General features: G+C 72.1%; 23 protein-coding genes and 1 pseudogene. 10 read left to right on the top strand and 14 right to left on the bottom strand.

Going from position 1 to position 25,818, the window contains the following annotated elements; all coding sequences use genetic code 11:
* Positions 1–66: 66 nt before the first annotated feature.
* The 6 genes from ACIGJO_RS17285 to xylB all read right to left on the bottom strand — a co-directional run bounded on the left by ACIGJO_RS17285 (position 67) and on the right by xylB (position 7,583).
* Complete coding sequence (locus ACIGJO_RS17285) at positions 67–1,434, bottom strand: cytochrome P450 (protein WP_399958708.1); 1,368 nt, start codon at positions 1,432–1,434, stop codon at positions 67–69.
* 118 nt (positions 1,435–1,552) lie between these two features.
* Entirely contained in the window at positions 1,553–2,002 is a 450-nt protein-coding gene (locus ACIGJO_RS17280) for a hypothetical protein (RefSeq protein WP_399958706.1), read from the bottom strand.
* 116 nt (positions 2,003–2,118) lie between these two features.
* Entirely contained in the window at positions 2,119–3,699 is a 1,581-nt protein-coding gene (locus ACIGJO_RS17275; protein ID WP_399958704.1) for an aspartate:alanine exchanger family transporter, read from the bottom strand.
* Positions 3,700–3,845: 146 nt separating this feature from the next.
* The gene (locus ACIGJO_RS17270) at positions 3,846–4,748 is read right to left on the bottom strand and encodes a hypothetical protein (RefSeq protein ID WP_399958702.1); all 903 of its coding nucleotides are present in this window, start codon (positions 4,746–4,748) and stop codon (positions 3,846–3,848) included.
* Positions 4,748–6,022 carry a VWA domain-containing protein gene (locus ACIGJO_RS17265; RefSeq protein ID WP_399958700.1) on the bottom strand — a complete coding sequence of 425 codons (1,275 nt, stop codon included), beginning with the start codon at positions 6,020–6,022 and terminating at the stop codon, positions 4,748–4,750. Before ACIGJO_RS17265 ends, ACIGJO_RS17270 begins: the two co-directional genes overlap by 1 nt.
* A gap of 70 nt (positions 6,023–6,092) precedes the next feature.
* Positions 6,093–7,583, bottom strand: coding sequence for a xylulokinase (gene xylB, locus ACIGJO_RS17260; protein ID WP_399958698.1), 1,491 nt, complete (start codon positions 7,581–7,583; stop codon positions 6,093–6,095).
* Positions 7,584–7,794: 211 nt separating this feature from the next.
* On the opposite strand from xylB, the gene xylA reads away from it, so the two are divergent.
* A complete protein-coding gene (gene xylA, locus ACIGJO_RS17255; RefSeq protein WP_399958696.1) occupies positions 7,795–8,961 on the top strand; it encodes a xylose isomerase in 1,167 nt (388 codons plus the stop codon).
* Between the two features lie 299 nt (positions 8,962–9,260).
* Here the strand turns inward: xylA and ACIGJO_RS17250 are convergent, their stop codons facing one another.
* The 4 genes from ACIGJO_RS17250 to ACIGJO_RS17235 form a co-directional block, all read right to left on the bottom strand.
* Positions 9,261–10,487, bottom strand: coding sequence for an ROK family protein (locus tag ACIGJO_RS17250; RefSeq protein WP_399958694.1), 1,227 nt, complete (start codon positions 10,485–10,487; stop codon positions 9,261–9,263).
* A gap of 114 nt (positions 10,488–10,601) precedes the next feature.
* Positions 10,602–11,225, bottom strand: coding sequence for a DUF305 domain-containing protein (locus tag ACIGJO_RS17245; RefSeq protein WP_399958999.1), 624 nt, complete (start codon positions 11,223–11,225; stop codon positions 10,602–10,604).
* 47 nt (positions 11,226–11,272) lie between these two features.
* Positions 11,273–11,941, bottom strand: a complete 669-nt coding sequence (locus tag ACIGJO_RS17240) for a DUF3105 domain-containing protein (RefSeq protein WP_399958692.1) — start codon at positions 11,939–11,941, stop codon at positions 11,273–11,275.
* A 130-nt stretch (positions 11,942–12,071) separates the two neighbouring features.
* On the bottom strand, positions 12,072–12,500 hold the full coding sequence (locus ACIGJO_RS17235) for a hypothetical protein (protein ID WP_399958690.1): 429 nt from the start codon (positions 12,498–12,500) through the stop codon (positions 12,072–12,074).
* 72 nt (positions 12,501–12,572) lie between these two features.
* On the opposite strand from ACIGJO_RS17235, the gene ACIGJO_RS17230 reads away from it, so the two are divergent.
* On the top strand, positions 12,573–13,490 hold the full coding sequence (locus ACIGJO_RS17230) for a phospholipid scramblase-related protein (RefSeq protein ID WP_399958688.1): 918 nt from the start codon (positions 12,573–12,575) through the stop codon (positions 13,488–13,490).
* A gap of 77 nt (positions 13,491–13,567) precedes the next feature.
* Here ACIGJO_RS17230 and ACIGJO_RS17225 read toward each other — a convergent pair whose 3' ends face one another.
* Positions 13,568–13,795: a hypothetical protein gene (locus ACIGJO_RS17225; protein ID WP_399959024.1), complete on the bottom strand. Its 228-nt coding sequence runs from the start codon at positions 13,793–13,795 to the stop codon at positions 13,568–13,570.
* Positions 13,796–13,856: 61 nt separating this feature from the next.
* Positions 13,857–14,105, bottom strand: a pseudogene (locus ACIGJO_RS17220) (solute carrier family 23 protein); the annotation flags it as partial.
* Positions 14,106–14,197: 92 nt separating this feature from the next.
* On the opposite strand from ACIGJO_RS17220, the gene ACIGJO_RS17215 reads away from it, so the two are divergent.
* Entirely contained in the window at positions 14,198–15,907 is a 1,710-nt protein-coding gene (locus ACIGJO_RS17215) for an FUSC family protein (protein WP_399958686.1), read from the top strand.
* The gene (locus ACIGJO_RS17210; RefSeq protein ID WP_399958684.1) at positions 15,904–16,410 is read left to right on the top strand and encodes a MarR family winged helix-turn-helix transcriptional regulator; all 507 of its coding nucleotides are present in this window, start codon (positions 15,904–15,906) and stop codon (positions 16,408–16,410) included. The genes ACIGJO_RS17215 and ACIGJO_RS17210 overlap by 4 nt, the downstream gene beginning before the upstream one ends.
* A gap of 18 nt (positions 16,411–16,428) precedes the next feature.
* Here ACIGJO_RS17210 and ACIGJO_RS17205 read toward each other — a convergent pair whose 3' ends face one another.
* A complete protein-coding gene (locus ACIGJO_RS17205; protein ID WP_399958682.1) occupies positions 16,429–17,190 on the bottom strand; it encodes an IclR family transcriptional regulator in 762 nt (253 codons plus the stop codon).
* Positions 17,191–17,914: 724 nt separating this feature from the next.
* Between ACIGJO_RS17205 and ACIGJO_RS17200 the strand changes: the two genes are divergently transcribed.
* The 5 genes from ACIGJO_RS17200 (at position 17,915) to ACIGJO_RS17180 (ending at position 22,785) form a co-directional block, all read left to right on the top strand.
* Positions 17,915–19,573, top strand: coding sequence for a sensor histidine kinase (locus ACIGJO_RS17200; RefSeq protein ID WP_399958680.1), 1,659 nt, complete (start codon positions 17,915–17,917; stop codon positions 19,571–19,573).
* Positions 19,570–19,977, top strand: coding sequence for a roadblock/LC7 domain-containing protein (locus ACIGJO_RS17195; protein ID WP_399958678.1), 408 nt, complete (start codon positions 19,570–19,572; stop codon positions 19,975–19,977). The genes ACIGJO_RS17200 and ACIGJO_RS17195 overlap by 4 nt, the downstream gene beginning before the upstream one ends.
* A complete protein-coding gene (locus ACIGJO_RS17190; protein ID WP_399958676.1) occupies positions 19,974–20,345 on the top strand; it encodes a DUF742 domain-containing protein in 372 nt (123 codons plus the stop codon). The genes ACIGJO_RS17195 and ACIGJO_RS17190 overlap by 4 nt, the downstream gene beginning before the upstream one ends.
* Complete coding sequence (locus ACIGJO_RS17185; protein WP_399958674.1) at positions 20,326–20,940, top strand: GTP-binding protein; 615 nt, start codon at positions 20,326–20,328, stop codon at positions 20,938–20,940. Before ACIGJO_RS17190 ends, ACIGJO_RS17185 begins: the two co-directional genes overlap by 20 nt.
* 165 nt (positions 20,941–21,105) lie before the next feature.
* Positions 21,106–22,785 carry a cytochrome P450 gene (locus tag ACIGJO_RS17180; RefSeq protein ID WP_399958672.1) on the top strand — a complete coding sequence of 560 codons (1,680 nt, stop codon included), beginning with the start codon at positions 21,106–21,108 and terminating at the stop codon, positions 22,783–22,785.
* Positions 22,786–22,885: 100 nt separating this feature from the next.
* Here the strand turns inward: ACIGJO_RS17180 and ACIGJO_RS17175 are convergent, their stop codons facing one another.
* Complete coding sequence (locus ACIGJO_RS17175) at positions 22,886–24,211, bottom strand: SGNH/GDSL hydrolase family protein (protein ID WP_399958670.1); 1,326 nt, start codon at positions 24,209–24,211, stop codon at positions 22,886–22,888.
* Positions 24,212–24,466: 255 nt separating this feature from the next.
* Here ACIGJO_RS17175 and ACIGJO_RS17170 point away from each other — a divergent pair, with 255 nt between their 5' ends.
* On the top strand, positions 24,467–25,813 hold the full coding sequence (locus ACIGJO_RS17170) for a 6-phospho-beta-glucosidase (protein ID WP_399958668.1): 1,347 nt from the start codon (positions 24,467–24,469) through the stop codon (positions 25,811–25,813).
* Positions 25,814–25,818 lie beyond the last annotated feature (5 nt).

Below are 25,818 nucleotides of genomic sequence, written 5' to 3'. Positions count from 1 at the left end.
TGGACGTGCCCCCGGCCCGCGCGGCGCGGGCCGGTCGGGGCCGGCACCTGATCCGGCGGGCAGGAGTCAGCGCGCCCGCACCGTCGCCATGACGTCGCGGTCGGGCTGGAGCGTCAGGGTCGGTACCGGACCGACCGTGCCGGGGTCCACGTCCAGTGCGAAGCGCCGGGCCAGCACGGCCAGGATCAGGACGGACTCGACCATCGCGAAGCGCGTACCGAGGCAGACCCTGGGGCCACCGCCGAACGGGAACCACGCGTACTCCGCGATCTCCTCGCCCCGCTCCGCGTCCCACCGCTCCGGCCGGAACTCCTCCGGCTCGGGGAACCACCGCGCGTCCCGGTGTGTGGACCACTGGCTGCACCACACCCTGGTCCCGCGCGGCACGGGTACGCCACCGATCCGTGCGCCCTCCTTGGCCATGCCGGTGACCAGCCAGATCGTGGGATACAGGCGCAGCGTCTCCTTGACCACCGACTGGGCGTACGTGAGGCGCGCGTAGTCGTCGAACCCGGGCTCGCGGTCGCCGAGCACCCGGTCCAGCTCCTCGGCGAGCGCGGTCCGCGCCCGGGGGTTGCAGGACAGGAGGTACCAGGCCCACACCAGGGTGGAGCTGGTCGTCTCATGGCCGCCGATGTACAGAGTGACGGTCTCGTCGCGGATCTCCTGGTCGGTGAGGCGCGCGCCCGTCTCGTCGACGGCGGTGAGGAGACGGCTCAGCAGGTCGGGGCGTTCCTCCTCGCCGTCGCGGTGCCGGGCCACGACCCGGCCCACCTCGGCGTCGATGACCGCGGCCGCCTTCTTGATCCTGGCCCGGCCCGGGGTCGGCATCCAGTCGGGGAGCAGCGCGCCGATCCCGCTGAACTCCTTGCCGATCTCGCGCTGGGCGACGTCCATCGCCCGGCCCATCGACTCGGCGTCCGCGGGGGTGTCGACGCCGAAGATGGTGCGGACGGCGATCTTCTGCGTCAGGGCTGCCATCTCCCGCTTGATGTCCACGCGTTGACCGTCCGACCAGGTGCCGGCGAGCTCCACCGCGCTGTCGGCCATCGTCGACGCGTACGACTTCACCTGCTTCGGCCGTACCGAGGGCTGCACCAGGGACCGCTTGCGCCGCCAGTCCGAACCCCGCGCCACCACCACGCCGTTGCCCATCACCGTACGGAAGGCGATGCCCAACGCGGGCTGGTCGAAGGAACGTTCCGTCTCGGTGAGCAGCTCACCTATGCAGTCCGGGTGGGATATGAACAGGCAGTGGTTCCGGCCGAACCGCCAGCGCACCATGTCGCCGTGCCCGCGCAGCCGCTCGAAGAACGCGAGCGGGTCCTTGGCGAACTGCGGCATGCTCCCGAGGAACGGCAGTCCCTTCGGGCCCGGTACGGGTGCGAGGGTGCGGGAGGCGGCGTCGAGCGCCGTGCCGGTCTCCGTGGACATCAAAGGACTCCGCTCACTGGTGGCGCACCACAGCGGTGCGCGGTGACTCGTCCCCCATCGAACAGGACGGGGCCGGCGCTCCACCAGGGCGCGGGGTCGGCATGGCCGGTATCCGTCATCAGCCTTGTGGAGCACGTGAGTTGTCGAGGGTATCCGTAGTGGGTCCGATGTTCGAGCGATTGTCGCGCGGGGGTGTCACGACGACCTGGTAGGCGTCTTCGTACACGATCGTGCCGGGCTCGGAGGACTCGACCCGTTCGCATTCCACCCGGTGCTCGGCCAGCAGTGCGAGATAGCCGTCGACCCGTCCGATGAGCTCCACGGCCGTTACCCTGAACCAGGCCACGGCTCCCGGGTTCACCGCAGGATCGTAGACGGACGGGTCGGTATCGGACGGGTTGGGATAGTTGCTGTCGTACCAGTCGTTGCCGGCGCGCAGGAACCGGTACTGCTCCTCGCTCAGCCTGCCCTCCCTGGCCAGGCCGTTGGCGAGGGCGAACACCCCGGGAAAGTGGCCCCTCGGACTGCGCACGGTGCTCTGGAACCTCACGTACAGTGCCTCGCTCAACAGAACGCTCCCTCCGGGCCGGTGAGTGACGGCCCCAGGGTAGAGGTGAGCGCCACCGTCCGGGCCGGTGCGCACCACCCCGGCCGGTGCGCGGCGGAGCCGACAAGGGGCGGGCGTCACAGACCGACGATCAGCTGAATGCAGACGATCTTGACCAGGATGGCGAGCGCGAACAGCGTCGAGTAGCCGTTGTTGATCCGGCTGTCGCTCGCCCGGCTGTTGGCGTACGCCACGATCGCCGGGTTGCCCACATAGCCGGACAGCAGGCCCATGGTCCGCTCCCGGCTCTGCCCCAGCACCTTGGCGACCAGCACCATCAACGCGTAACTGACCGCCGCGCCGATCGCCAGGACCGCCACCAGTTTCAGCCCGAACAGCGAGAAGGCGTTCTCCCGGAACGAGTAGCCGGAGGTGAGTCCGACGATCGCGAGGAAGAGCAGCAGCCCGATCTGGCGCAGCGTCAGGTTGGCGCGGGTGGGCAGGGTCCACACCAGCGGTCCGGTGCGCCGTCGCCAGCCCAGGACCATGCCCATGACCAGCGGTCCGGCTCCCGTGCCCAGCGCCAGGGTGGTGCTTCCCAGAGTCAGCGACGGGATCCCGATCAGGAAGCCGAGGGCCAGGCCGAGCCCCAGGCTGACCGCGCTCACCTCGCTCACCTTCGCCTCCGTGTCACCGAGGTACGCGGAGACCTCGCTCGCCCGTTCGCGCGGCATGACCACCCGGACCCGGTCGTCGAGCTGGAGCACCAGACCGTCGTGGGCGAGCATGTCGAAGTCGCCGCGCCGTACCCGGCTGACGGCCGCGCCGTACCGCTCGGCGAGACCGAGCCCGGCGACGGTGCGGCCGGCGAGGGCCGGGTCGGTCAGCAGGATCCGCCGGTAGTCCACGGCACTGCGGTCGTCCAGCAGATGGAGCGGGGCCGGGGAGCCGAGGAATCCGGTCGCGGCCCGTACGTCGTCCTCGCCGCCGACGAGCACGACGAGGTCGCCGGTGCGCAGCCGGTCCAGGGCCCCGGCGACCCGGGTCCGGCCCCCGGCCGGCCGGTACTCGCTGGCCAGCACCCGGTGCTCGGTGACGCCCGGAACCTCGGACCAGACACGGTCGTGGGCCACCTGGACCGTACGGGTGACGAGGGTGGACGGCAGACCCGAGTCCGGGTCGCGGCGGGCGGTCCAGCTGCGGCGGGCCGCGATCGCGGCGACGAACATGATGGTGATGACCACGGCGAGCGGGTAGCCGATGGCGTATCCCACGGCGGGCTCCGTGGGGTCCAGCGAGGCGTCCTGGGCGGCCGCCAGACCGGGGGTGGTGGTCCCGATGCCCGCGTATCCGCCCGCGAGGAACGGCCCGCTGATCCCGAACCCGCTGTGGCCGACGAAGCCGACGACGACGGCGGTGACGGCGAGCGCCACGACGGCTCCGGCCATCACCGGGAGCTGGCCGCGCAGTTCACGGAAGAACGCGGGGCCGGACTCCAGTCCGACCGTGTAGACGTACAGGGCGAGTCCCAGCGCGGAGACCCCGGCGGGCACGGCGGCGGCGATGTCCTCGTCGAGCGCTCCGACGAACAGGCCGACGAAGAGGACTCCCGCGGCGCCGAGCTTCACGGGTCCGAACCGCACCATGCCGAGCAGCGCGCCCACCGTGATCACGGAGAAGACGGCCACCCACGGATTGTCCGCGAAGAACTGCCACACGGGTTGTTCCTCCCCGTCTCGAAGCGCCGGAGCCGCTGTCCGGGCCCAGGATCTTCGAGGTCGGTGCGGCCTGCCACTCGGCACAGGACGGCGCCCCGGCCCCGGTGGGGGACGGGGCGCCGTCGGTCCGCCCGCCGGACGGGCGGTCAGACGCCCGGGGGCACCCGGGAAGGGCGGCCTCCGCCGCGTGTCAGGGAGTAGCCGAACACGGCCGCGAGCGCCGCGAGCACTCCGCCGCCCGCGGTCCACAGCCAGCGGTCCGTCCACCAGCCGGAGCTCCAGCCGTCGTCCGGTTCGCTGCCCAGCGACACCCGGGGCCCGGACGCGTCGCTGTCGGACGAGGCGTCGTCGGAGGAGTCGTCCGAGGCCTGGCGGGCCAGGGACACGCCCGGTACCAGCGGCTCGGAGAGCGTCCCGTCCACGTCGTGGGCGCCGCCTCGGTCGACCGAGGTGACCTTCATCTCGGCCCCGATCGGCAGACCGAGATCGGTGGCGGGCAGACCGAGGACGGTCAGCCGCACGTAGTAGCTGCCGGGCAGCGGGTCGTCCGCCCAGGGTTCGGACCAGGCACGCACGGTGCGCAGCACACAGGACAGCTCGACCGACGCCGCGTCGGCCGCCGCCTTCCTGGTCTGGTGGCCGTACATACAGGCCTGACGGCGCCGCAGTCCGTCGTACACATCGATCTGCCAGGTCGACGCGCCGTGCCGGGTGGCAGTCTCCGGCAGCGTGACCCTCGCCCTGACGGTGGCCCGCTGTCCGGCGTCGGCCGGGAAGACCCAGTACAGATAGTCGCCCGCGGAGGCGTCGGCGGTGCCGCGCTGCCCCTGCTGGAGCGAGGTGGCGGTACGGAAGGTGGTGCCCGCCTCGGTGGGTCCGGACTTCTCGGTGCCGTCCTCACCGGCGCTCGCCGTGGCCGACGGGCCGTCGGCCACGGCGGCCCCGGCCGAGGTGAGCAGGGTGAGCCCGGCGAGCAGCGCGCCGGCGAAGGCGCGCTTCAGGCTGCTCACGTGGTTCGGGCCGCTCGCGCGGTGGTGGGTCCTACGCATCAGTTGGTCCTCCATACGGCGACGCGCCAGCGCGAGATCCAGCCGGTCAGCAGACCCGCGAGCAGACCGGTGAGCACCAGGAGGCCCAGCAGCCACCAGCCCCTGCCGAGTCCGAACGCGGCGGGGTCGGAGGCGTTGTCCGGGCCGTCCACCAGGTCCACCGTCAGTTCGACGGGCAGTCCGGGGGTGGTCTTCACGGAGGCGGAGGCCGCCGAGAAGGAGTTGCCGAGCTGGAGGCAGACGGCCTCGGCGGCCGGTTTCCCGTCATCGTCGTCCAGCTCCGGTTTGGGGTAGCGCAGTCCGGAGGAGATCACATCCGTACGGCCGGTGCCGGACTCCGAGCCCCGTACGATCTCCCTGCCGTGCACCGTCACCGCCCGGAGCAGCACGCCGTAGTCGTTGCCGACGGCACGGTCGGCGGCCACGCTCACGGAGGCGCGCAGTTCCTGGCCGGGCAGGACGTCCACCCGGTACCAGCGGTGCCGCCCGAACTCCTGGCGGTCGGTGTAGAGACCGGCCTTGAGCCGGGGAGCGGCGGAACAGCTGTCCGCGCCCTCGGTCGCCACCGGGGTGATGACGGGCTCGGCGGCCCGGTCCACCAACTGCGAGACGCGGTCGGAGAGTTCCTCGGTGTGCTGGACAGCGGTGTACGTGCCGCCGGTGGCCTCGGCGATGCAGGTCAGCTGCTGCCGGATCTTCGCGTTGGGCACCAGGCCCAGCGTGTCGATGACGAGGTGCACTCCGCGGGCGGCGATGTCCCGGGCGACCTCGCACGGGTCGAGCGGTCCGCAGGTGTCCTCACCGTCGGTGATGAGGACGATCCTGCGGGTCGACTCACCCTCCCCGAGGTCGTCGGCGGCTCCCAGCAGGGCCGGGCCGATCGGGGTCCAGCCGGTCGGTGCCAGGGTGGCGACCGCGGTCTTCGCCTCGGTGCGGTCGAGCGGGCCGACCGGGTAGAGCTGCTTGGTGTCCTTGCAGCCGACCTTGCGGTCGTCGCCCGGGTAGTCGGCGCCCAGGGTCCGGATGCCGAGCTGCACCTCCTCGGGCACCCCGTCCAGGACGTCGTTGAACGCCTTCTTCGCCGCGGTCATGCGGGACTGGCCGTCGATGTCGCGGGTGCTCATGGAGCCGCTGACGTCGAGGACCAGTTCGACCTTGGGCGGTGCGGAGGCGCGGGGTTCGTCGGCGGCGGCGGGGAGCGCGGTGCCGAGCCCGGCGGTCAGAGTGGCAAGCGCTATGCCCACCCCGGCCGTCAGCCGTTTTCTTGTGATCATCGCCGGATCCTATTGAAGATCAGTTCGCATCCCAAAACGGATGGGGTGCGGTGTGACGTCCCCCTCGCGCTCAGCCGCCGAGCAGTGGCTCCGCCGCCCGTTCCAGTACCGAGGTGACCCGCTGCCAGGTTTCCATATCCCTTGGTACGGCGTTGAGTTGACGGTCCATGGAGGAAGGGGCCCGCTCGTTCCAGGAGGCGGACAGGGCCACCGGGTCGCCACCTCCGGCCGCCGAGGCGGCGAGCGCGGCGGCGCCGAGGGCGACCAGTTCGACGCTGCCGGGAACGACCAGGGGGCGGCCGGAGAGCCTGCGTACGGTCTCCACCCAGGTCCGGCCCCGGGCGCCGCCGCCGATCAGCCGCAGCGGCCGGGCGGCGACCTCGGGTGCGGCGGGGTCGAGACCGCAGGCCCGCAGCAGTTCGTCGAGCGCCCGCAGGACGGTGACGGCGGCCCCCTCGTAGGCGGCGCCGAGCAGTTGCCGCGGGGTGGTGTCGTGACGCAGGCCGGTGAGCAGTCCGGCGGCGGCGGGGAGGTTCGGCGTGCGTTCGCCGTCCAGATAGGGGAGCATCACCGTCCCGCCCCCGGGGGCGGCGTCCTCGCGGTCCAGGTTCAGCAGGGCGGCGACCTTGTCGACGGCGAGCGTGCAGTTGAGCGTGCAGGCCAGCGGGAGGTAGGTGCCGTCCGCCCCGGCGAAGCCGGAGAGGGACGGTGTGACGGGCCGGGTTCGGGTCGCGGCGAAGACCGTGCCGGAGGTGCCGAGGCTGAGGACCGGGTGGTCGAGCAGGCCGGCGCCGCCGAGGCCCAGGCCGACGGCCGCGCTCATGTTGTCGCCGGTCCCGGCCGCGACCGCGATTCCCGCGGGCAGCCCCAGCGCCCCGGCGGCGGCCGGGGTCAGGGAGCCGGCGCGGGCCGCCCCGGTGGGGGCGACCTCGGGGAGCAGAGCGGCGTCCAGGCCGAGCAGTGCGAGGATCTCCGGGTCGTAGGCGCCGGTGGCGGTGGAGTACCAGCCGGTGCCCGAGGCGTCCCCGGGGTCGGTGACGGCGGTGCCCGCGAGCCGTTCGGTGAGGAAGTCGTGCGGGAGCCGCACGGCCGCCGCGGCGGCGGCGTTCGCCGGGTCCCGCTCGCGCAGCCACTGCCACTTCGACGCGGTGAGGGCGGCCACCGGCGCCGAACCGGTCCGCGCGGCCCAGGCGCCGGGGCCGCCGAGCGCGGCGGTGAGGGCGGTGGCCTGCGGTGCGGAACGCGTGTCGTTCCACAGGAGCGCGGGGCGCAGCGGCCGGCCGGACCGGTCCAGCACGACGAGCCCGTGCTGCTGCCCGGCCACCGCGATGCCGGTGACGGCGGTGGCGGGCACCCCGGACTCCTTCATCCCGGCACCCACGGCCTCGCACAGCGCCCGCCACCAGACCTCGGGGTCGCTCTCCCGCGCCCCGCCGTCCCCGCCGACCAGGTGCGGGGCGCGGCCGACGGCGAGCGTTTCACCCCTCACGGCGTCGATGACGACCGCCTTGGTGGACTGCGTGGAGCTGTCCACGCCGATGACGACGGAACGCGACGGCATGGGCTACCTCATTCGCTGTACGGGTATTTGGTTGCGAGGAAAACAAATTACGCGAACGAGTCCCCTTCGGACAGGGGGCTCTCCGGCCTCGCGTGAAGCAGGGGGTTTTGCCGTGAGGGGGATCCGTGCATGATTAGTCATGACAGTGAACAAATAAGGTCCGGCCGGTGCGGGCGTCGGCGGACCGACGGCATCCGAAGGCGGCCAGACCATGACGGAACGCTTCACCCCCACCCCGGCGGACAAGTTCAGCTTCGGTCTGTGGACGGTGGGCTGGCAGGGCCGCGACCCCTTCGGCGACGCCACCCGGGCCCCGATCGACCCGGTCGACTCCGTGCGGCGGCTCGCCGAGCTCGGCGCCCACGGGGTGACGTTCCATGACGACGACCTGATCCCGTTCGGCTCGACGGACGCGGAGCGCGAAGGGATCGTCAAGCGGTTCCGGCAGGCCCTGGACGCGACCGGCCTCGTCGTACCCATGGCGACGACGAACCTCTTCACGCACCCCGTGTTCAAGGACGGCGCGTTCACCGCCAACGACCGTGACGTACGCCGGTACGCACTGCGCAAGACGCTGCGCAACATCGACCTCGCCGTCGAACTCGGCGCCACCACCTATGTCGCGTGGGGCGGCCGGGAGGGCGCGGAGTCGGGCGCCGCCAAGGACGTCCCGGTCGCGCTGGACCGGATGAAGGAGGCGTTCGACCTGCTGGGCGACTATGTCACCGAGCAGGGCTACGACCTCCGATTCGCCATCGAACCCAAGCCGAACGAGCCGCGCGGCGACATCCTGCTGCCCACCATCGGCCATGCCCTCGCCTTCATCGAGCGCCTGGAACGCCCCGAACTGGTCGGCGTCAACCCGGAGACCGGACACGAGCAGATGGCCGGGCTGAACTTCCCGCACGGCATCGCCCAGGCCATGTGGGCGGGCAAGCTCTTCCACATCGACCTCAACGGCCAGTCCGGCATCAAGTACGACCAGGACCTGCGCTTCGGCGCCGGTGATCTGCGCCAGGCGTTCTGGCTGGTCGACCTGCTGGAGCGGGGCGGTTACGAGGGCCCGCGCCACTTCGACTTCAAGCCGCCGAGGACCGAGGACTTCGACGGTGTCTGGGCCTCCGCCGCGGGCTGCATGCGCAACTACCTGATCCTCAAGGAGCGTGCGGCCGCCTTCCGGGCCGACCCCGCCGTACAGGAGGCGCTGCGCGCCGCCCGCCTCGACGAACTGGCCCTGCGCACCGCGGAGGACGGCGTCGCCGGACTGCTCGCCGACCGCTCCGCGTACGAGGACTTCGACGTCACCGCCGCCGCCGAGCGCGGCATGGCCTTCGAGGTGCTGGACCAGCTGGCGATGGATCATCTGCTCGGCGTCTAGGGCCGCTTGCGCGGGGCCGGGTGCGGGTGCCTGCGCGGGGCCGGCCCCGCGTGCGGGGCGGGGCTCCGAGGCCCCGGCCCCGCATGCGCCGTCGTCGCCGTACGCGCCGTCGTCGCCGTACGCGCCGGCGTTCCCGTACGCGTCGGCCCCGTACGCCGTCTCCGTACGCGTTGCCCCGTACGCGCGGGCTCGACGTCCCGCACGCCCCGCACGCGCCGTTTCCGCAAACGCCGTCTCCGTACGCCTGCCCGGTGCGCACGCGTACCCGATGTGCCGGCCCCGCCCGTCGCGGGGCGGGTTCACCAGGCGTACGCCACCGGATCCGTCAGGACATCCCGCACCACGAGCGCCGCCGCGCCGCGCGCCGCGTCACCCGCCACGGATGATGCCCGCAGCCGTCCGCCGTCCCGGGACCAGAGCCCGGACACCACCCGGCCGGTCAGCTCCTCGTCGGCGGGCGGCGACAGCCAGGGCATCAGGCCCCGGTAGATCCCACCGAGCACCACCGCGTCCGGGTCGAGCAGATTCACCGCGCCCGACAGCACCCGCCCCAGCATCCGGCCCGCCCCGTCGACCGCCGCCACCGCACGCGCGTCCCCGGCCCGCGCACGTCGTTCCAGTTCCGCGACCCCGCCGGCCCCGTCGATCCCGGCCGCCCGCAACAGCGCCGCCTGCCCCGCGTACTGCTCCAGGCAGCCCCGCGATCCGCACCGGCACTCCGGGCCCGCGGGGTCCACCACCACATGCCCGATCTCCCCGGCGAAGCCGTGCGCACCGCGCAGCAGTTCTCCGTCGATCACGAGCGCGCCGCCGACCCCGATCTCACCCGTCAGGTACAGAAAGCTGCGGACCTTGTCGAGCCCGCCGAACCACAGCTCGGCCAGCGCCGCCAGATTGGCCTCGTTCTCCGAGCGCACAGCGAGCGCCGTCCGGCCGGGCCGCAGCCCGTCGAGCGCGTTGGCGAACAGTTCCTCGGCCGGCACCCGGTTCCAGCCCAGATTGGGCGCCTGGTGCACCGAACCGCCGCGGACGAGCCCCGGCAGCCCGAGGGCCGCACCGACGGGGTGCAGATCCTGCTCGCGCGCCGACTCCAGGGTCCGGGCCGCGATCCGGGCGGCCCGCGCCAGGACCTCCCCGGGCGGGGCGCCCCGGTTGTCCAGGTGTTCGGTCTGCCGGACCCGGCCGGTGCCCGCCAGATCGACGACGCAGACCGACACATAGTCGATGTTGATCTCCACGCCGATGCCGGCGGGGCCGGTGCGCGCCACCTTCAGCGCCGTACCGGGACGTCCGGCCTGGCCGCTGAAGGTCTTGCCCGACTCGGTGAGGAAGCCGATGTCGAGCAGCTGCTCGACCAGCGAGGACACCGCGGCGCGGGTCAGTCCGACCCGGGCGGCCACCCCTGCCCGGGTCGCCTCCCCGGCCTCGCCCACATCCCGGACGGCGCGCAGGACGAGGCTCAGATTGTTCCGTCGGACGGTGTCCTTGTCGGCCTTGGGGCCCAACGGTGCGGGGGTGCTCTTCATATCGTCGCCGAGCCTATGTGATGCCGGGCGGGGCGGGCAGCGCGCCGGGACGGGGATCCGCCCCCGCCCGGCGTGCCGCCCGCCCCGGTGAGGAGGCGTACCGGCGCGCCCGGCTCAGGGCTTCGCGCCCCGTGCCTTCAGCATGTCCGCCATGAGCCCGATCTCCGACTGCTGGCCGCGCACCATGCCGGCCGCCAGATTCCTGATCGCGTCCGTGTCCGCGGAACCGGCGGCGGCCTGCGCCATGTCGGCGCCCGCACGGTGGTGGACGGTCATCAGCCGGAGGAACAGCACCTCCGCGTCCCGGCCCCCGGCCGCCCGCAGTTCGTCCAGTTCCGCGTCGGTGGCCATGCCCGGCATCAGCGAGCCGTCCCCCTTGGGCGTGATGGTGTGCCCCATCCAGGCCATCGGCGGTCCGGCCGCGCTCTTGGGCAGGCCCCACAGCTCCAGCCAGCCCAGCATCATGCCGCGCTGGTTGGCCTGTGTGTTGATGATGTCGTACGCGAGGCGCCGCACGTCCTCGTCATCCGTACGGTCCCGGACGATGAACGACATCTCGACGGCCTGCTGATGGTGGATCGACATGTCCCGGGCGAAGCCCGCGTCGACCGAACTCCCGGCGGGCGCCGGCCCGGACGCCGGCCGCTGGTCCGACGGGGCGGCGGAGGACGGCCGTACGACCATCAGCGCCACCAGGCCCAGCGCCAGCAACAGCACCGCGGCTCCGGCCACGGCCATCCGGCGCGAGCCGCGCGGGTGCGGGGCACTCGTGTGCGGGGCGGCCGTCACTTGGCGAGCCCACCGGAGCACGCCGCGCCCGGCTCGGGAGTCTGCGGCCCCTGGACGTACTTGGTGAAGAACTGCGCGACGCGGGCGTCCGAGGCGCTCTTCACGGTGACCTGCTTGCCCCAGGCGCTGAGCATCAGGGGGGCGTCCTGGTCCTTGACGGGGCTCATCAGGGAGTACGGGGTGGAGGAGACCCGCTCGCCCAGCGCCTTGATGTCGGCGGGCTTCGCCTTCTCGTTGTACGTGACCCAGACGGCACCGTGCTCCAGGGAGTGGACGGCGTTCTCCTTCGGGATCGCCTCGGTGTAGACGTCGGCGTTGCAGTTCATCCACACCTGGTTGTGGTCGCCGCCGACGGGCGGGTTCATCGGGTAGCTGACCGGCTTGTCCACGTGGTTCTGGGCCAGCTTGTCCCAGCTGCGCTCACCCGTGACGGGGGAGGACTTGGCCTGTTCCTCGGCCTTGTCCTGCTCATCGGCCTGCGCCATGAGATAGCCGCCCCCGGCGACGAGCGCGGCGACCACGGCCACGGAGGCGCTGATCGTGATGATGCGGTTGCGGCGCTCGCGGGCCCGCTCCTTGCGGCGGGCCTCTTCGAGCTTGGCGCGGCGCGCGGCGGTGGCGCTGTTCTGGTTCCTGGGGGAAGACGTGTTCTTGGCGGAAGCCATGGAGGGTCCTCGGGTTCGAACGGGATGCATACGTGGTGATGCATGGAGGGAAGAGGGCGTACGGACGGCCGTCCCCGCCGGTCCGGCACGTCGTGCGCGGAACTTCGGCAGGGGAACGGCCCCGGGCCCTCTAGATCCGTTGGACCTGGAGACGCAGGTGATCGACGGCGCGCACACCGTCGTTGGCGGGGCCGCGGATGGCGGCCGCGCCGGTGAGCGGGGCGACGGGGACCACGGTCACGGCGGAGGGCAGCGCGGCGGGAGCGGACGGGCCCGGCAGGACCATGGCCTTCGAGTGGTCCGAGGTGCCGTGGCAGGACGTGCCCATGCCCCGGTCGCCCGTGGCGTCCGCGACCACGAGGGCGGCCACCGCCTCGGGCGTCGGGGTCATCGCGTGGGCGGCGGCCGAGCCGTGCGTGCCGGCCGGCGGCACCGCGGCGGCCGAGGTGGTCAGCGAGCAGCAGAAGAACATCGCCAGGAGGACGAACACCCAGCCGAGCGAGGCGGGCGTGCGCATGCTGCCCCGTCGCCGGTCGGTCCGCACGCTCAGCCTGTTCATCGCCGCCATCGTAATAGGTATATGAAGGTTCAAGGAGTGTGGGGGCGCAGGCCCGCAGGATAGTGTGCCCCGGTGACCACGCAATCGAACATACCTGCGGGCTGGTTTTCGGACCCTCATGGAGCCCCTCAGCTGCTGCGTTACTGGGACGGCTCGCAGTGGACCGAACACACGCATCCCGCCGGTGGGCAGCAGACCGCAGCCCCCGCCCAGGCGCCGGTCCAGCAGCCCCAGCCGGTCCAGCAGGGCCAGGTGCCACAACAGCAGCACCTGCCGCAGCAGGACCAGGCACCTCAGCCGGTTCAGCAGGCCCAGGCACCCCAGGCGGTACAGCCTGCCCATGCACCCCAGCAGGCGCATGTGCCGCCGCAGCAGGCCGGGCCGGGTGTCCCCTCGCTGTTCACGCAGCAGGTCCTGGTGGTCAACCAGAAGGCCAAGCTGATCGAGCTGACGAACGAGTACAGCGTCTTCGACCAGCACGGCAGCACGATCGGCTCGGTCGTGCAGGTCGGCCAGAGCGCCCTGCGCAAGGTGCTCCGGTTCGTCTCCAGCATCGACCAGTACCTGACGCACCGGCTGGAGATCCGCGATGCCCAGGGAACGCCGCAGCTGCTGCTGACCCGCCCCGCGAAGTTCATCAAGTCCCGGATCATCGTCCAGCGCCCCGACGGCGGGCCGGTCGGCGAGATCGTCCAGCAGAACGCCATCGGCAAGATCAATTTCGCGATCATGGCCGACGGCCGGCAGGTCGGCGCGATCAAGGCCGAGAACTGGCGTGCCTGGAACTTCGCGATCGTCGACCACAACGACGCCGAGATCGCCCGGATCACCAAGACCTGGGAAGGTCTCGCGAAGACCATGTTCACCACGGCCGACAACTATGTGCTGCAGATCCACTACCAGCTGCCCGAGCCGCTGCTGAGCCTCGTCGTCGCGACGGCGCTGACCGTGGACACCGCCCTCAAGCAGGACGCCCGCGGGTTCGGCTGACCGCCGGTGCCGAACGGGGATGTGCCCCCGGCGCCGATGCGGGCGTCGGGGGCACACCGGGTCGCGTCACCGGGAGGTCAGACCGCGTCGCGCCGCTCCTGCGGCGGGCCCGAGCGGCTGAACGCCGCGGCCAGGACCACCGCTGCCAGTGCCCCGGCGGCGACCCCGCTGCCGAAGACCGTGCGGGCCCACACCGGCAGCCCCGCGTACATCTCGGGCACGAAGACCGGCAGCAGACCGACGCGGAGCGCCGGCGCCACCACGATCCCGTTGGACCCGTGCGAGAGGTTCTCCCGGCTGAGCATGCCGAACCAGCATGCCGAACCCCATCGTCGCGATCACCGCGTAGATGATCAGGCCCGCCGCGCCGACCACCGGTTCGGGGATGGCCGCCGGCAGCCGGGTGAGCGGCGTGATCAGGCCGCACACGATCAGCAGCACCCCGGCGCCCGCCGTGACGAACCGGCTGCGCACCCGGGTCAGCTGCACGATGCCGATGTTCTCGGCGCTGGTCACCATCAGCGACGTACCGAAGACCCCGGCGCCCAGCGAGGTCACCGCGTCGGCGCGGGAGATGCGCGGCACATCGCGCGCCGCGTCCGGCGTGCGCCCCACGGCCTCGCTGTTCAGCACCGTCTGCCCCGTCGCCTCCGCCAGTGACGCGAGGGCGAATCGTTTACAGGTGTAATACCTGTTAATGTATTTGAGTGAGCGATACAACTACACGAACCCGGCAACCCCTCGTCCGCGGCCTCCCGCTGGCCGGCGCGCTCCGCCTCGTCCGTCCCTCGGACACCTGGTTCAAGCCCGCGCTGAGTGTGGTCGTCGCCTCCGCCGTACCGAATCTGCTGCTGTTCGCCGCCGGGCGGCTGGATCTCGTGATGTACACGATGGCCGGTTCGCTGTGCGCGCTGTACGGCCACAGCCTGCCGTACGCCCGGCGGGCACGCGCCGTCGCCGGTGTGGTGCTCGGCATGCTCGCGGGACTCGCCGTATCACTCGTCACCGCCTCGCTCACCGGATCGACCGCCGTCCTCGTCGCGGTCGCCGCGCTGCTCGCCGCCGCCCAGAAGACGCTCTGCGACGCGACCAGGATCGGCCCGCCCGGCCATGTGATCTTCACGTTCGTCACCTCCGCGGCGCTGTTCGCCCCGCAGCACCTCGGGCAGATCCCCGGCCACCTCGCCCTGACGCTCGCCGCGGGGGCCGTGTCCTGGCTGGTCACCGTCGTCGGGCCCGCGCTGATCCGCCGGGAGGGCCCCGAGCGCCGGGCCACCGCCCGCGCGCTCGACGCCACGGCCGCCTGCTGCGCCGACCCAGGGCCCCGTACCCGGCACGCCGCGGCCGCCGCCGTGCACACCGCCTGGCAGTGCCTGCTCGCCTCCGGCAGGCCGACCCCCGTACGCCGCGCCCTGGAGCGTCTCGTGGTGCACGCCGAAGCCGCGCTCGCCGGATCCGCGCTCCCCGGGCACACCGCGGCGGCCGGCCCCGCGCAGCTGCGCGCCTGGGCCATCGCCACCCGCGCCCGCGGCCCCGTTCCCACCCCGCCGCCCGCCCCCGGCACCGCGGACGAACTCTTCGGCATAGACGCCGAACGTGCCGAGCGGCGCACCGCGGGCGGTCGGGGGGACGCCCGCCGCACGCTGCTGCGCGCCCTCGCCCCCGGCTCCCCGCTGCTGCCCGTCGCGGCCCGCACCCTGATCGGCTGCGCGCTCGCCGGATATCTCTGCGCCGCACTCGGCGTCGGCCGGCCCTACTGGGCGATCGTCACCGCCGCCTCCCTCTACCAGGCCAATGTCACCCTGTCCTGGAACCGGACCCTCCAGCGCACCCTGGGCAATCTGCTCGGCGTCCTCGTCTTCGCCGCCGTCCTGCCCCTCACCCGGACCGGCCCCCTCGCCCTCATCGCCTGTGTCCTGTTCTTCAGCTTCGCCGCCGAGGCCCTGATCACCCGCAACTACTGGCTGGGCTCCGTCGCCGTGACCCCGATGGCGCTGCTGGTCCTGGAGTTCGGCGGCACCGTCCATCCGGCCGGGGAACTCATCGGCGACCGGGTCCTGGACACCCTCCTCGGCGCGTTCACGGGATTCCTCGCCGCGGTGCTCGTCACCAACCGGCGGGCCGCCGGACGTGTCGAGAAGGCACTGGCCGCCACGGGCCGTGCCCGTGCCCATGCCCTGCGGATACTCGCCGACCCCGCTCCGGCACCCGCCTGTCTGGACCGCGCGCGCCGCGGGCTGACCGGCTCGCTCGTGGAACTCCGCGAGGCCGGCGACACCGCCGCCGGGGAATGGTGGCAACGCGCCCTGCCCGAGCGGGAGCTCCTCGCCGCCGAGCAGGCCGGACACCGTACGCTCGCCGCGACAGCACAACGGCAGGGGCTGATCGCCCTCGCCCCGGAGAACGGAGCGGTGTGACCGACGACATCGTTGCCTCGGTGGTACGGCAGTGGCAGGCCGTCAACCCGGGGCTCGACACCGGACCGATGGAACTCATCGGCCGTATCAACCGCTGTGCCGCGCTCCTCCAGCAGGCGGAGGACGCCCCGTTGCGCGCCGCCGGGCTGACGCGCGCCGAGTTCGACCTTCTCGGCGCCGTGCGCCGCACCGCCCGCGAGCTGACCCCCGGGGAGCTGGCCCGCGAGACCTTCTCCTCCGGTGCCGCGGTGACCAAACGCCTCCGGACTCTCCAGGAGCGCGGCCTGATCGACCGCCGCGGCGACGCCCGTGACCGCAGGGTCGCCCATGTCCGGCTCACCGAGGAGGGCCTCGGCCTGGTCGACCGGCTGCTTCCCGAGCAGCTCGCGTACGAACGGGCGGTACTCTCCGGCCTCGACGACGGGACGCGCGAGCTGCTCAGTGCCCGGCTCAGCGACTTGCTGGTGCAGTTGGAGGGCCGCATCGGAGGGGGCCGGCGCTGACGGCGCGGGCCCCGGCCGTCACAGGAGGCGAACGGACTTCAGCAGCGCGGCCGACTGCCGCAGCTGCCCGGCCCGTTCGGTCAGGGCGGTGTCCCCGGAGCGGCCGGCGGGGGCCGACGCGGTCAGGGCGAGACGGTCGCGCCACCCGGCCCCGGCGAGCGGCACCGCCACGGCGTTCAGGCCCGGGACCGACTCACCCAGGCTGAGCGCGTGCCCGGCCGCGCGGATCCGCTCCAACTCGGCCAGCAGCGCGGCGCGGGAGGTGATCGTGGACGTGGTCACGCGCTCCAGCTCCTCGTGCGGATACAGCGCGCACACCTGGTCCGGAGTCATCCGCGAGAGCAGCATCTTGCCCCCCGCGGTGGCGTGTGCCGGCCGAGTGCCCCCCTCCAGCATCACCCGTACCGGATGGGAGGACTCCCTGCCGTCGGTGACGACGATCCGGTCGCCGATCAGCGCGGTGCTCTGCACCGTCTCGCCGGTCCGCCGTGCCGCGTCCTCCAGCACCGCCGCGAGCCGCTCGCGGACGGCGGCGCCGAAGCCCGCCGGCCGGCCGAGCCGCACCAGTTCGGGGCCCGCCGAGTAGCCGCGGCCCGAGCTCTCCCGGATCACGAACGCCCGGCCCTCCAGGGTGCTCAGCACCCGGTGGGCGGTGGACCGGCCGATGCCCAGCAGCCCGGCGGCCTCGGTGACGGTGAGGGTGTCATGGGTGAGGAACAGCTGCATCAGCCGCAGGCCGGTGTCCAGTGATTCGATGGTGTAGCCGCGTGCCGCTGTCACACCGCGCCCCTTCCGGCCCGGTGCCGCCGCGGTGAGCAGGCGGGTTCGGGGATCCGCACTGCGTACGTGAGTTCACGCTTCCGTGCGGCGTGTGTGAGTTCACGGTTCCGCACTGCGTACGTGAGTTCACGCTTCCGTGCGGGGTGTGCCAGTTCACGGTTCCGCACTGCGTACGTGAGTTCACGGCTCCGCACGGCGCGCGTCGGTCGGCGACTCCGCACGGTGTGCGCGCGCCCGCGGCTCCGTGCGCCGGTGTCCTCGGGCGGCGGCGGGTTCACCCGCGCGCCCGCACGTACGCCCGGAGGGCCCGTCATCGGGGTGATTTTGCCGTCCACTCTTCCGGCGGGCATGAATCTGCTCCTTTCGATCCGGTTCGAGCACATGTGCGTCTGTCCCGTTCTGCGGTACGGGAGGGGCTACTTGAATCGCTGTCATCACTACTGTGCCTCGATCGTCCCGCTCCGCGGTACGCAAGGGCATGACGCCGGCTGATTCTGGGGCGTCGTCACTCCCCGCGCACGCTCGGGGGCGCTGAGTGCAAAAACTGGTGAGTGTATTACTGCCGGAGTGCTCGCGCAGGGGGTTGGGTGAATATGCCGAAGCACTGTTCTGATCTGGCTAAGCTCACGCGCAGTGAAGTCGAGTTGATATGAATTCGAGCACTTGTTCATGAGTATCCGCACCCGTACGCATACATCCCGGAATCAACCGCCAGAGGGTTTAGATGGTCCGTGTTGAACCACCGCCGACCGACCGAGAAATTCCCGTTGTCCGCGTAGTCCTGTTGCCCGTATTGCTGCTGGCCGGCGCCACCGCCGCCGGTTGGGCGCTGGTGACCGAGGTCGCTCGGATACCAGTCGCCGTGTGCGGCGCGATCGCCACGCTCGTGGTCTGCGCGCTCGCCGTTGCGCTGAACCGCCGCCGTCGCGCGATGCGCGTCCAGCGCATCGAGTACGAACGGCGCATCGCCTTCCTGGAACACCGCATCCTGTCGCACGACGCAGAGACGGTGCGGCTCACCAAGGAGGTCATGCCCGCCGCGATCCGACAGCTGCGCGTGGGCAATTCGCCCGAAGAGGTGATGCGCGACGTCTTCGACGCGGACCCCGCCAACCGTCATCTGCCCAGGGCGCTGCGCGAGCAGGTCTTCCAGGTCCTCGACATCATCGACGCCGAAGAGGCGCGGCGCGACTCCGCGCAGCGCGCCTTCGTCGCCGTGGCCCGACGTGTCCAGGCGATCGTGAACCGGCAGGCGAGCGAACTGCGGGAGATGGAGGACCACTACGGGCGCAATCCCGAGGTCTTCGACGACCTGCTCCGCCTCGACCACGGCACCGCGCTGATCGGCCGTCTCGCCGACTCCATCTCGGTGCTCGGCGGGGCCCGGCCCAGCCGCCAGTGGCCCAAGCCCGTACCGCTGTTCAGTGTGCTGCGCGGCGCGATGTCCCGCATCCTGGAGTACCCGCGGATCGAGCTCCACTCGATCTCCAAGATCGCCATCGTCGGCACCGCGGTCGAGCCGCTCATCCACGCCTGTGCCGAGCTCCTCGACAACGCGACCCGCTACTCGCCGCCGCAGACCAAGGTGCATGTCACCGCGGTCGAGGTGCAGACCGGCATCGCCATCGAGATCGAGGACGGCGGCGTCAGCCTCAGCGAGGAGGCCCGCGCCAGGGCGGAGAACATGCTCGCGCAGGCCCAGGCCGGCATCAACATGAACGACCTCGGGGAGTCCCCGCGGCTCGGCATGGCGGTCGTCGGCCGGCTCTCGCGCATGTACCAACTCCAGGTATCGCTGCGCCAGTCGGCGTACGGCGGGGTCCGGGCCGTGCTCATCGTGCCGCGCGAAATGATCACCACCGGGCCCGCGCCCGGAATCGCGCACGGCATCGGTGCCACCTCACGGCCCAACAGCTCGCTGGACATGTCGCAGCTCCAGCACGTCGTGCCGCCCCCCGGCAAGCGCAAGCCCAAGCCGGCGTCCACCGGCCTGCCGCCCTCCGTGGTGGCCGGCCTCCCCGAAGGAGCCTCCGCCGGACCTTCGCCGCACCCGGTCCTTCCGGCGTCAGCCATGGACGACGTTCCGATCGTGACCGAGTGGACCGAGGGCGGCCTTCCACAGCGCCGCAGCCGGGGCCGCGCCCCCCTCGGTTCGCACAACCTCCCCCAGCAGCCCCAGCCGCCCGCCGTCGACTCCGCCAACGGGGCGCACGACGGCCGGCGGGACAGGGCGGGCGGCGAGGAGGGCGGACCCGCCAGGAGCGAGGAGAAGCCCCCCGGCCTCTGGCTGGAGGCCTTCACCAAGGCGGTGAACGGTGTGCCGCAGGAACCGAAGAACGGCGAGGACTCTGACGATGCGTGGGACAAGGGAGACCTGAAGTGATCCAGCAGCGCGGGAACATGGACTGGATGCTCAAGGAACTGGCCGACGATGTGCCCAGCATCCATCAGATCGTGGTGCTGTCATCGGACGGGCTGCGCATCGCGATGCACGGCGGCGACCCCGATGTCGCCGACCGCCTCGCGGCGGCCTGCGCCGGACTGCAGAGCCTGGCCGCCGCCGTCGCCACCGAGATCCCCTACAGCGACGGTCTGATGAAGCTGGTCGTCATCGAAGTCACCGGCGGCTTCTTCTACTTGATGGCGGCCGGAACCGGTGCCTACCTCGCGGTGCTGGCGGGCAAGACCATCGACGCCGGGATGGTCGGCGCCCGCATGCGTGACCTGGTCGTCCGGATCGGTGCCCATCTGACCAGTCCGCCGCGCCACGACAGGCAGCCCGGATGAGTGCTCCCCGACGAGAACGCCGCAAGGCCGATCCGGCGCTCAGCGATCCGGAACGGCTCTATGTCATCACCGGCGAACTCGACGGCGGCGGGCGGGCTGCGCTCGACCTGGTCACCATGGTCGTCGCGCAGGCCGAGCCCACGCCGACGTGCCAGCCCGAGCAGGCCGCGATCCTGCGGCTCTGCCAGGCACCCTTGTCCGTCGCCGAGATCTCGGCCTACCTCGGCCTGCCGTTCAGCGTGGTCACGTCGCTCCTGACGGATCTGCTCGCGGCCGAACTCATCGAATCGCGCGCGCCCATCGTCCGCGCGACCCTCCCCGACAGGTCCCTCCTCGAAGCGGTGATGCATGGACTTCAGAAACTCTGACACGATCTCCGGGCCCCGCAGCGAGGACGTCCTGCCCACCACGGCCAACGCCGCGGTGAAGGTCGTGATCGTCGGCGGGTTCGGGGTCGGCAAGACGACGATGGTCGGCTCGGTGAGCGAGATCCGGCCGCTGACGACCGAAGAGACCATGACCGAGGCCGGCGTCGGGGTGGACAACAACACCGGTGTGGAGAGCAAGACCGCCACGACGGTCGCCATGGACTTCGGCCGGATCAGCCTCAGTGAGGAACTGATCCTCTATCTGTTCGGCACCCCCGGCCAGGAGCGCTTCTGGTTCCTGTGGAACGGACTCTTCGAAGGGGCTCTCGGCGCCGTCGTCCTCATCGACACCAGGCGGCTCCAGGTCAGTTTCGACGTGATCGGCCGGCTGGAGGAGCGGGGCGTCCCGTTCGTCGTCGCCGTGAACACCTTTCCCGACGCGCCGTACCACCCGGTCGAGGACCTGCGCAGAGCCCTCGACCTGGCGGACGAGATCCCGATGATCGACTGCGACGCCCGCACGCGGGTATCCAGCCGCGATGTGCTGATGACCCTGATGCGATATCTGCACAGCCTGGCCCTCCCGCAGGCCTGAGGACAGAGCCGGAGGACCTTTTCCTCCCGGCACCGGCGCGCGTACGTCCCCTGCGCGCGCCGCCCCTGTCCGTACGGCACCACCTGGCGCGCCCCCCTCGGGCAGGTGCGTCACCGTTTCCGCGCCCCTCGCCCGAGCCCTGGTATCCCGAGCCCTGGAGCAACTGTGACAACCCCCTTCCACCAAGAGCCCGGAGCACTCTCCGGGCCGGTCCCGCCTCCCGAGTGCCCCGCTCGCGGACTCGGGATCGGACCCGGCGGGCTGCGCCGGCTCTACGGGCCCGAGGCGGAGAAGGACCCCGCGGGTCTGTACGACAAGCTGCGTGCCGAACACGGCGCGGTCGCCCCGGTCCTGCTGCACGGAGACGTACCCGCCTGGCTCGTCCTCGGGCACAGCGAGAACCTGCACATGACCCGGACCCCCTCCCAGTTCTCCCGGGACTCCCGGCGCTGGCGGGCCCTGCAGGACGGCAGTGTCGCCGCGGACCACCCCCTGGCCCCGATCTTCACGTGGCAGCCGGTCTGTGTGTTCGCCGACGGCGCCAACCACGAGCGTCAGCGCGGCGCGGTCACCGACAGCATGGAGCGCATCGACTCCCGCGGGGTGCGCCGCCATATCAACCGCTTCAGCAACCGCCTCGTCAACGACTTCTGCGAGAAGGGCACCGCGGACCTGGTCAGCCAGTTCGCCGAGCACCTGCCGATGATGGTGGTGTGCGCGATCTTCGGAATGCCCGAGGAGTACGACGACGCCCTGGTGCAGGCCGCCCGCGACATGATCCGTGGCACCGAGACCGCCGTCGCGAGCAACGCCCATGTCGTGGCCGTGCTCACCCGGCTCGTCGAACAGCGCCGCGCGGAGTCCGGCCCCGACCTGGCCAGCTGGCTTCTCGAACACCCGGCCTCACTGACGGACATCGAGGTCATCGAGCATCTGCGGCTGATCCTCATCGCCGCCTACGAGTCCACCACCAACCTGATGGCCAATGTGCTGCGCATGGTCCTCACCGATCCCCGTTTCCGCGCCCGGCTCAGCGGCGGTCACATGACGGTGCCGGAGGCCGTGGAACAGACCCTGTGGGACGAGCCGCCCTTCACCGCGGTCTTCGGCCGCTGGGCGGTCGGCGACACCGAACTGGGCGGTCAGCAGATCAAGGCGGGCGACGGCCTGCTCGTCGGTATCGCCGCGGCCAACACCGACCCGAAGGTACGCCCGGACCTCGCCGCCGGTATGGAGGGCAACCGCGCGCACCTCGCCTTCAGCGGCGGGCCGCACGAGTGCCCCGGCCAGGACATCGGCCGCGCCATCGCCGATGTCGGGGTCGACGCGCTGCTGATGCGCCTGCCGGACCTGGAGCTCGGGGTCGACGAGAGCGAGCTGCGCTGGGTGGGCAACATCATGTCGCGGCACCTGGTGGAACTCCCCGCGACCTTCGCACCCAGCCCCCAGCAGGCGGTCGACTCGGATCCGCTGTCGATGATGGCCCGGTCGAGGCCGGCCGTCGACTGGGAGGTCTCCTCCCCGTCCCGGCCCGTCCCACTGCCCACGTCCACCGAGGTGGGGACGCAGCCCGCCCACGCGCCGGGCGTGGTCCCGTACCAGGAACTGCCGGAAGCGCTGCCGGAAGAAGTGCCTGAGGCGCTGCCCGTGGAGCCGGCGGTGGTCCCGGAAGCCGGTCCGGTGGCCGGCGGGCCCGTGGAGCCGGCCGTTCCGCCGCCGGCCGTTCCCCAGCCGGCCGCTCCGGCCGAGGAGCCCGCCGTCGCCCCGGTGATTCCGCAGCAGCGCGGGACGGCCGCCCCCGCCCGGCTGTGGCGGGCGGTGTCACGCTGGTGGAACGGCGACTGAGGCGCCGTTGACGAACGCCGCCGGGCGGCCCCGGAAGGCTCCGTGCGGTCCGGGGCCGCCCCACGGCACGGAGACGTGGGGCGTACGCGCGGGCGCCGGCTCAGCGCCGGTCGCACCGCAGGTCGTCGGGGTCGACGATCCGGCTCATGGCGTCCATGCCCGCGTCGTTCGGGTGCAGATGGTCACCGCTGTCGAAGGCGGGCAGCATCCGGGAGGGCGCCGAGGGGTCCCGGGTCTCCGCGTCGAAGTCGGCGACCGCGTCGAAGGAGCCGCTGTCCCGGATGAACGCGTTCACCGCCTGCCGGACCCGCTCACCGTCCGCGTTCCAGTCGCGCCAGCCCTCGTACGGCATGACGGTCGCGCCGACGACACACACCCCCGCCGCGTGCGAGCGTCCGATGATCTCCCGGTATCCGGTGATCAGCTGCTCGGCGGTGGGGGCCGGAACGGACTTGATGTCGTTGACGCCCTCCAGCAGGATCACCGTCTCCAGCCCGCGCTGTGACAGGACATCGCGGTCGAGCCTCTTCAGCGCACTCTGCCCGGCACCGTCGCTGAGCACCCTGTTGCCCGAGATGCCCTCGTTGGCGACGCCCTTGATCCGCGTGGTCCGGTCGGCGGCGAGCCGCCCCGCCAGCAGGTCGGGCCAGCGGCGGTTGGTGTCCGGTGTCGAACTGGCCCCGTCCGTGATCGAGTCACCGAACGCGGCTACCGCGCCCGTGCCGTGCCGGGCTCCCACCACCACGGCGTCGAGATAGAACCACGACGCGATCCGCTGGGTGAACGGGGCGGCGGACTCCTGGGCCGCGTGATCACCGGCGGGCGCCACAAAGGAGGTCTGGAGTGCCATCCGGTGACCGGAAGCGGTCGCTCCGGCGCTCTGTACGTAGATACTGACCGCCAGATCCGACTGCGGCGGGACGCTGCCGGGCAGCGCGTCGCTGTAGACGGAACCTCCCGCCGGTACGGTGACGGACGGCGAACCCCCGAAGGAGAGCGCGCGGTTGGTGCCCGGCACCACCGCAGCGTCGGCCGCCCGCAGGCCGGCGTACGCACGGCCGAAGGTCACCGGCTGATCGCCGAAGGCGTTGGACAGACGGATCCGCAGGCCCTTGCCGCCGGTGCTCGTGCGGACGACGAGACGGTAGGTCCGGTCCTGGGTGGGAGTGACCTGACGGTCGGCGCTCGCGGCCCAGGTGACCACCTGTGAAGTGGCACCAGGGGCACCAGGGGCACCGGCGGCAACGCCGTTCCCGCCGTTCGTGGCGGTGTCGTCCGCTACTGCGGTGCCGACTGCTTCGGCGGTGCCGGCCGAGGACACCGCGGCCGTGGTCAGTACGGCGCCCAGGGCGACGGCCGCGCCGAGTGCGGCGAGCGGCACGCGCCGTCGCCGCCGGGGTCCGCTCAGTGGTCCGGTGATGTTCATGGGTGCTGTTTCCTCCCCTTGCGATCGCCGGGCACGTCCCGCCCCGGTACCGAATTTTTCATGGGCATGTCATGCGGTTACCGAAGGCATTGACCCTCCCGGTGGTAAGCGCTGTCTACGAGAGGGTGCGGAATGGCCCGCGCACGCCCATGATTCGGCCGGACCCTGTCGCTGCGGCCCCACGACGCGCGTGGGCCACCACGGCAGCAGCCGGACACCGCGGTGGCGGGCGCCACCCCCGTACCATCGAGCAGCGTGAAGCTGACAATTCTTGGCGGTGGCGGATTCCGGGTGCCCCTCGTGTACGGGGCCCTGCTCGGGGATCACGCCGAGGGCCGTGTGTCCCATGTGACCCTGTACGACACGGACGCCGACCGGCTCACGGCCGTCGCCCGGGTCCTGGAGGAACAGTCCGGCGGTGCCCCGGACGCCCCCGCCGTCCTCGCCACCACCGATCTCGACGAAGCGCTGCGCGCGGCCGACTTCATCTTCTCGGCGATCCGGGTCGGCGGACTCGAAGGGCGCGCGGCGGACGAACGGGTGGCCCTGGACGAAGGCGTGCTCGGCCAGGAGACCGTAGGAGCGGGCGGCATCGCGTACGGACTGCGCACCGTCCCCGTGGCGGACGGCCTCGCCCGGCGCATCGCCCGCCTCGCCCCGGACGCCTGGGTCATCAACTTCACCAACCCGGCCGGACTGGTCACCGAGGCGATGTCCCGGCACCTGGGGGACCGGGTCATCGGGATCTGCGACTCCCCGGTCGGGCTGGGACGGCGGATCGCCCGGATGCTCGGCGCCGACCCGGACCGGGCCTGGATCGACTACGCGGGACTCAACCACCTCGGCTGGGTACGCGGACTGTACGTCGACGGCCGCGACGAACTGCCCCGGCTGCTGGCCGATCCGGCCCTGCTCGGTTCCTTCGAGGAGGGCAGACTCTTCGGGACCGAACTGCTGCGGTCGCTGGGCTCCGTCCCCAATGAGTATCTGCACTACTACTACTTCAACCGCGAGGCGGTGCGGGCCTACCGGAAGGCCGAACAGACCCGGGGCGCCTTCCTGCGGGAGCAGCAACTGGGCTTCTACGCCCGGATGAAGGAACCGGGCGCCCCCGCGTGGGAGACCTGGGACCGCACGCGAGCGGAACGCGAGGCCACCTATATGTCGGAGAACCGGGATGTGGCGGGGGCCGGTGAGCGCGAGGAGAGCGACCTGGAGTCCGGCGGGTACGAACAGGTCGCGCTCGCCCTGATGCGGGCCATCGCCCGCAACGAGCGGACCTCGCTGATCCTCAACGTCCGCAACCGCACCACGCTGTCGGCCCTCGACGCGGACGCCGTCGTCGAGGTGCCCTGCCTCGTCGACGCGAACGGTGCCCATCCGGTGGCCGTCGCCCCTCTCCCGTACCACGCGACCGGCCTCGTCACCGCCGTCAAGGCCGTCGAACGGACGGTGCTGGACGCCGCCGCGAGCGGTTCACGCGCCACGGCGGTACAGGCCTTCGCCCTGCACCCGCTGGTCGACTCCGTCGCGGTGGCCCGTCGGCTGGTCGACGGATACACCCGCGTCCATCCGGGCCTCGCCTATCTCGACAAGCCATGACCGGG

Source organism: Streptomyces sp. NPDC079020 (assembly GCF_044542225.1).
Taxonomy (GTDB): Bacteria; Actinomycetota; Actinomycetes; order Streptomycetales; family Streptomycetaceae; genus Streptomyces.
Note: the sequence above shows the minus strand (reverse complement) of the source record. Positions and strands in the feature narration are given on the sequence as shown.

Excerpts from the sequence above, each read along its gene's own strand:
- ACIGJO_RS17285 (WP_399958708.1), bottom strand. The coding sequence starts at position 1,434 with ATGTCCACGGAGACCGGCACGGCGCTCGACGCCGCCTCCCGCACCCTC.
- ACIGJO_RS17270 (WP_399958702.1), bottom strand. The coding sequence starts at position 4,748 with ATGCGTAGGACCCACCACCGCGCGAGCGGCCCGAACCACGTGAGCAGC.
- ACIGJO_RS17265 (WP_399958700.1), bottom strand. The coding sequence starts at position 6,022 with ATGATCACAAGAAAACGGCTGACGGCCGGGGTGGGCATAGCGCTTGCC.
- xylB (WP_399958698.1), bottom strand. The coding sequence starts at position 7,583 with ATGCCGTCGCGTTCCGTCGTCATCGGCGTGGACAGCTCCACGCAGTCC.
- xylA (WP_399958696.1), top strand. The coding sequence starts at position 7,795 with ATGACGGAACGCTTCACCCCCACCCCGGCGGACAAGTTCAGCTTCGGT.
- ACIGJO_RS17250 (WP_399958694.1), bottom strand. The coding sequence starts at position 10,487 with ATGAAGAGCACCCCCGCACCGTTGGGCCCCAAGGCCGACAAGGACACC.
- ACIGJO_RS17245 (WP_399958999.1), bottom strand. The coding sequence starts at position 11,225 with ATGGCCGTGGCCGGAGCCGCGGTGCTGTTGCTGGCGCTGGGCCTGGTG.
- ACIGJO_RS17240 (WP_399958692.1), bottom strand. The coding sequence starts at position 11,941 with ATGGCTTCCGCCAAGAACACGTCTTCCCCCAGGAACCAGAACAGCGCC.
- ACIGJO_RS17235 (WP_399958690.1), bottom strand. The coding sequence starts at position 12,500 with ATGAACAGGCTGAGCGTGCGGACCGACCGGCGACGGGGCAGCATGCGC.
- ACIGJO_RS17225 (WP_399959024.1), bottom strand. The coding sequence starts at position 13,795 with ATGCTCAGCCGGGAGAACCTCTCGCACGGGTCCAACGGGATCGTGGTG.
- ACIGJO_RS17200 (WP_399958680.1), top strand. The coding sequence starts at position 17,915 with ATGGTCCGTGTTGAACCACCGCCGACCGACCGAGAAATTCCCGTTGTC.
- ACIGJO_RS17190 (WP_399958676.1), top strand. The coding sequence starts at position 19,974 with ATGAGTGCTCCCCGACGAGAACGCCGCAAGGCCGATCCGGCGCTCAGC.
- ACIGJO_RS17185 (WP_399958674.1), top strand. The coding sequence starts at position 20,326 with ATGGACTTCAGAAACTCTGACACGATCTCCGGGCCCCGCAGCGAGGAC.
- ACIGJO_RS17175 (WP_399958670.1), bottom strand. The coding sequence starts at position 24,211 with ATGAACATCACCGGACCACTGAGCGGACCCCGGCGGCGACGGCGCGTG.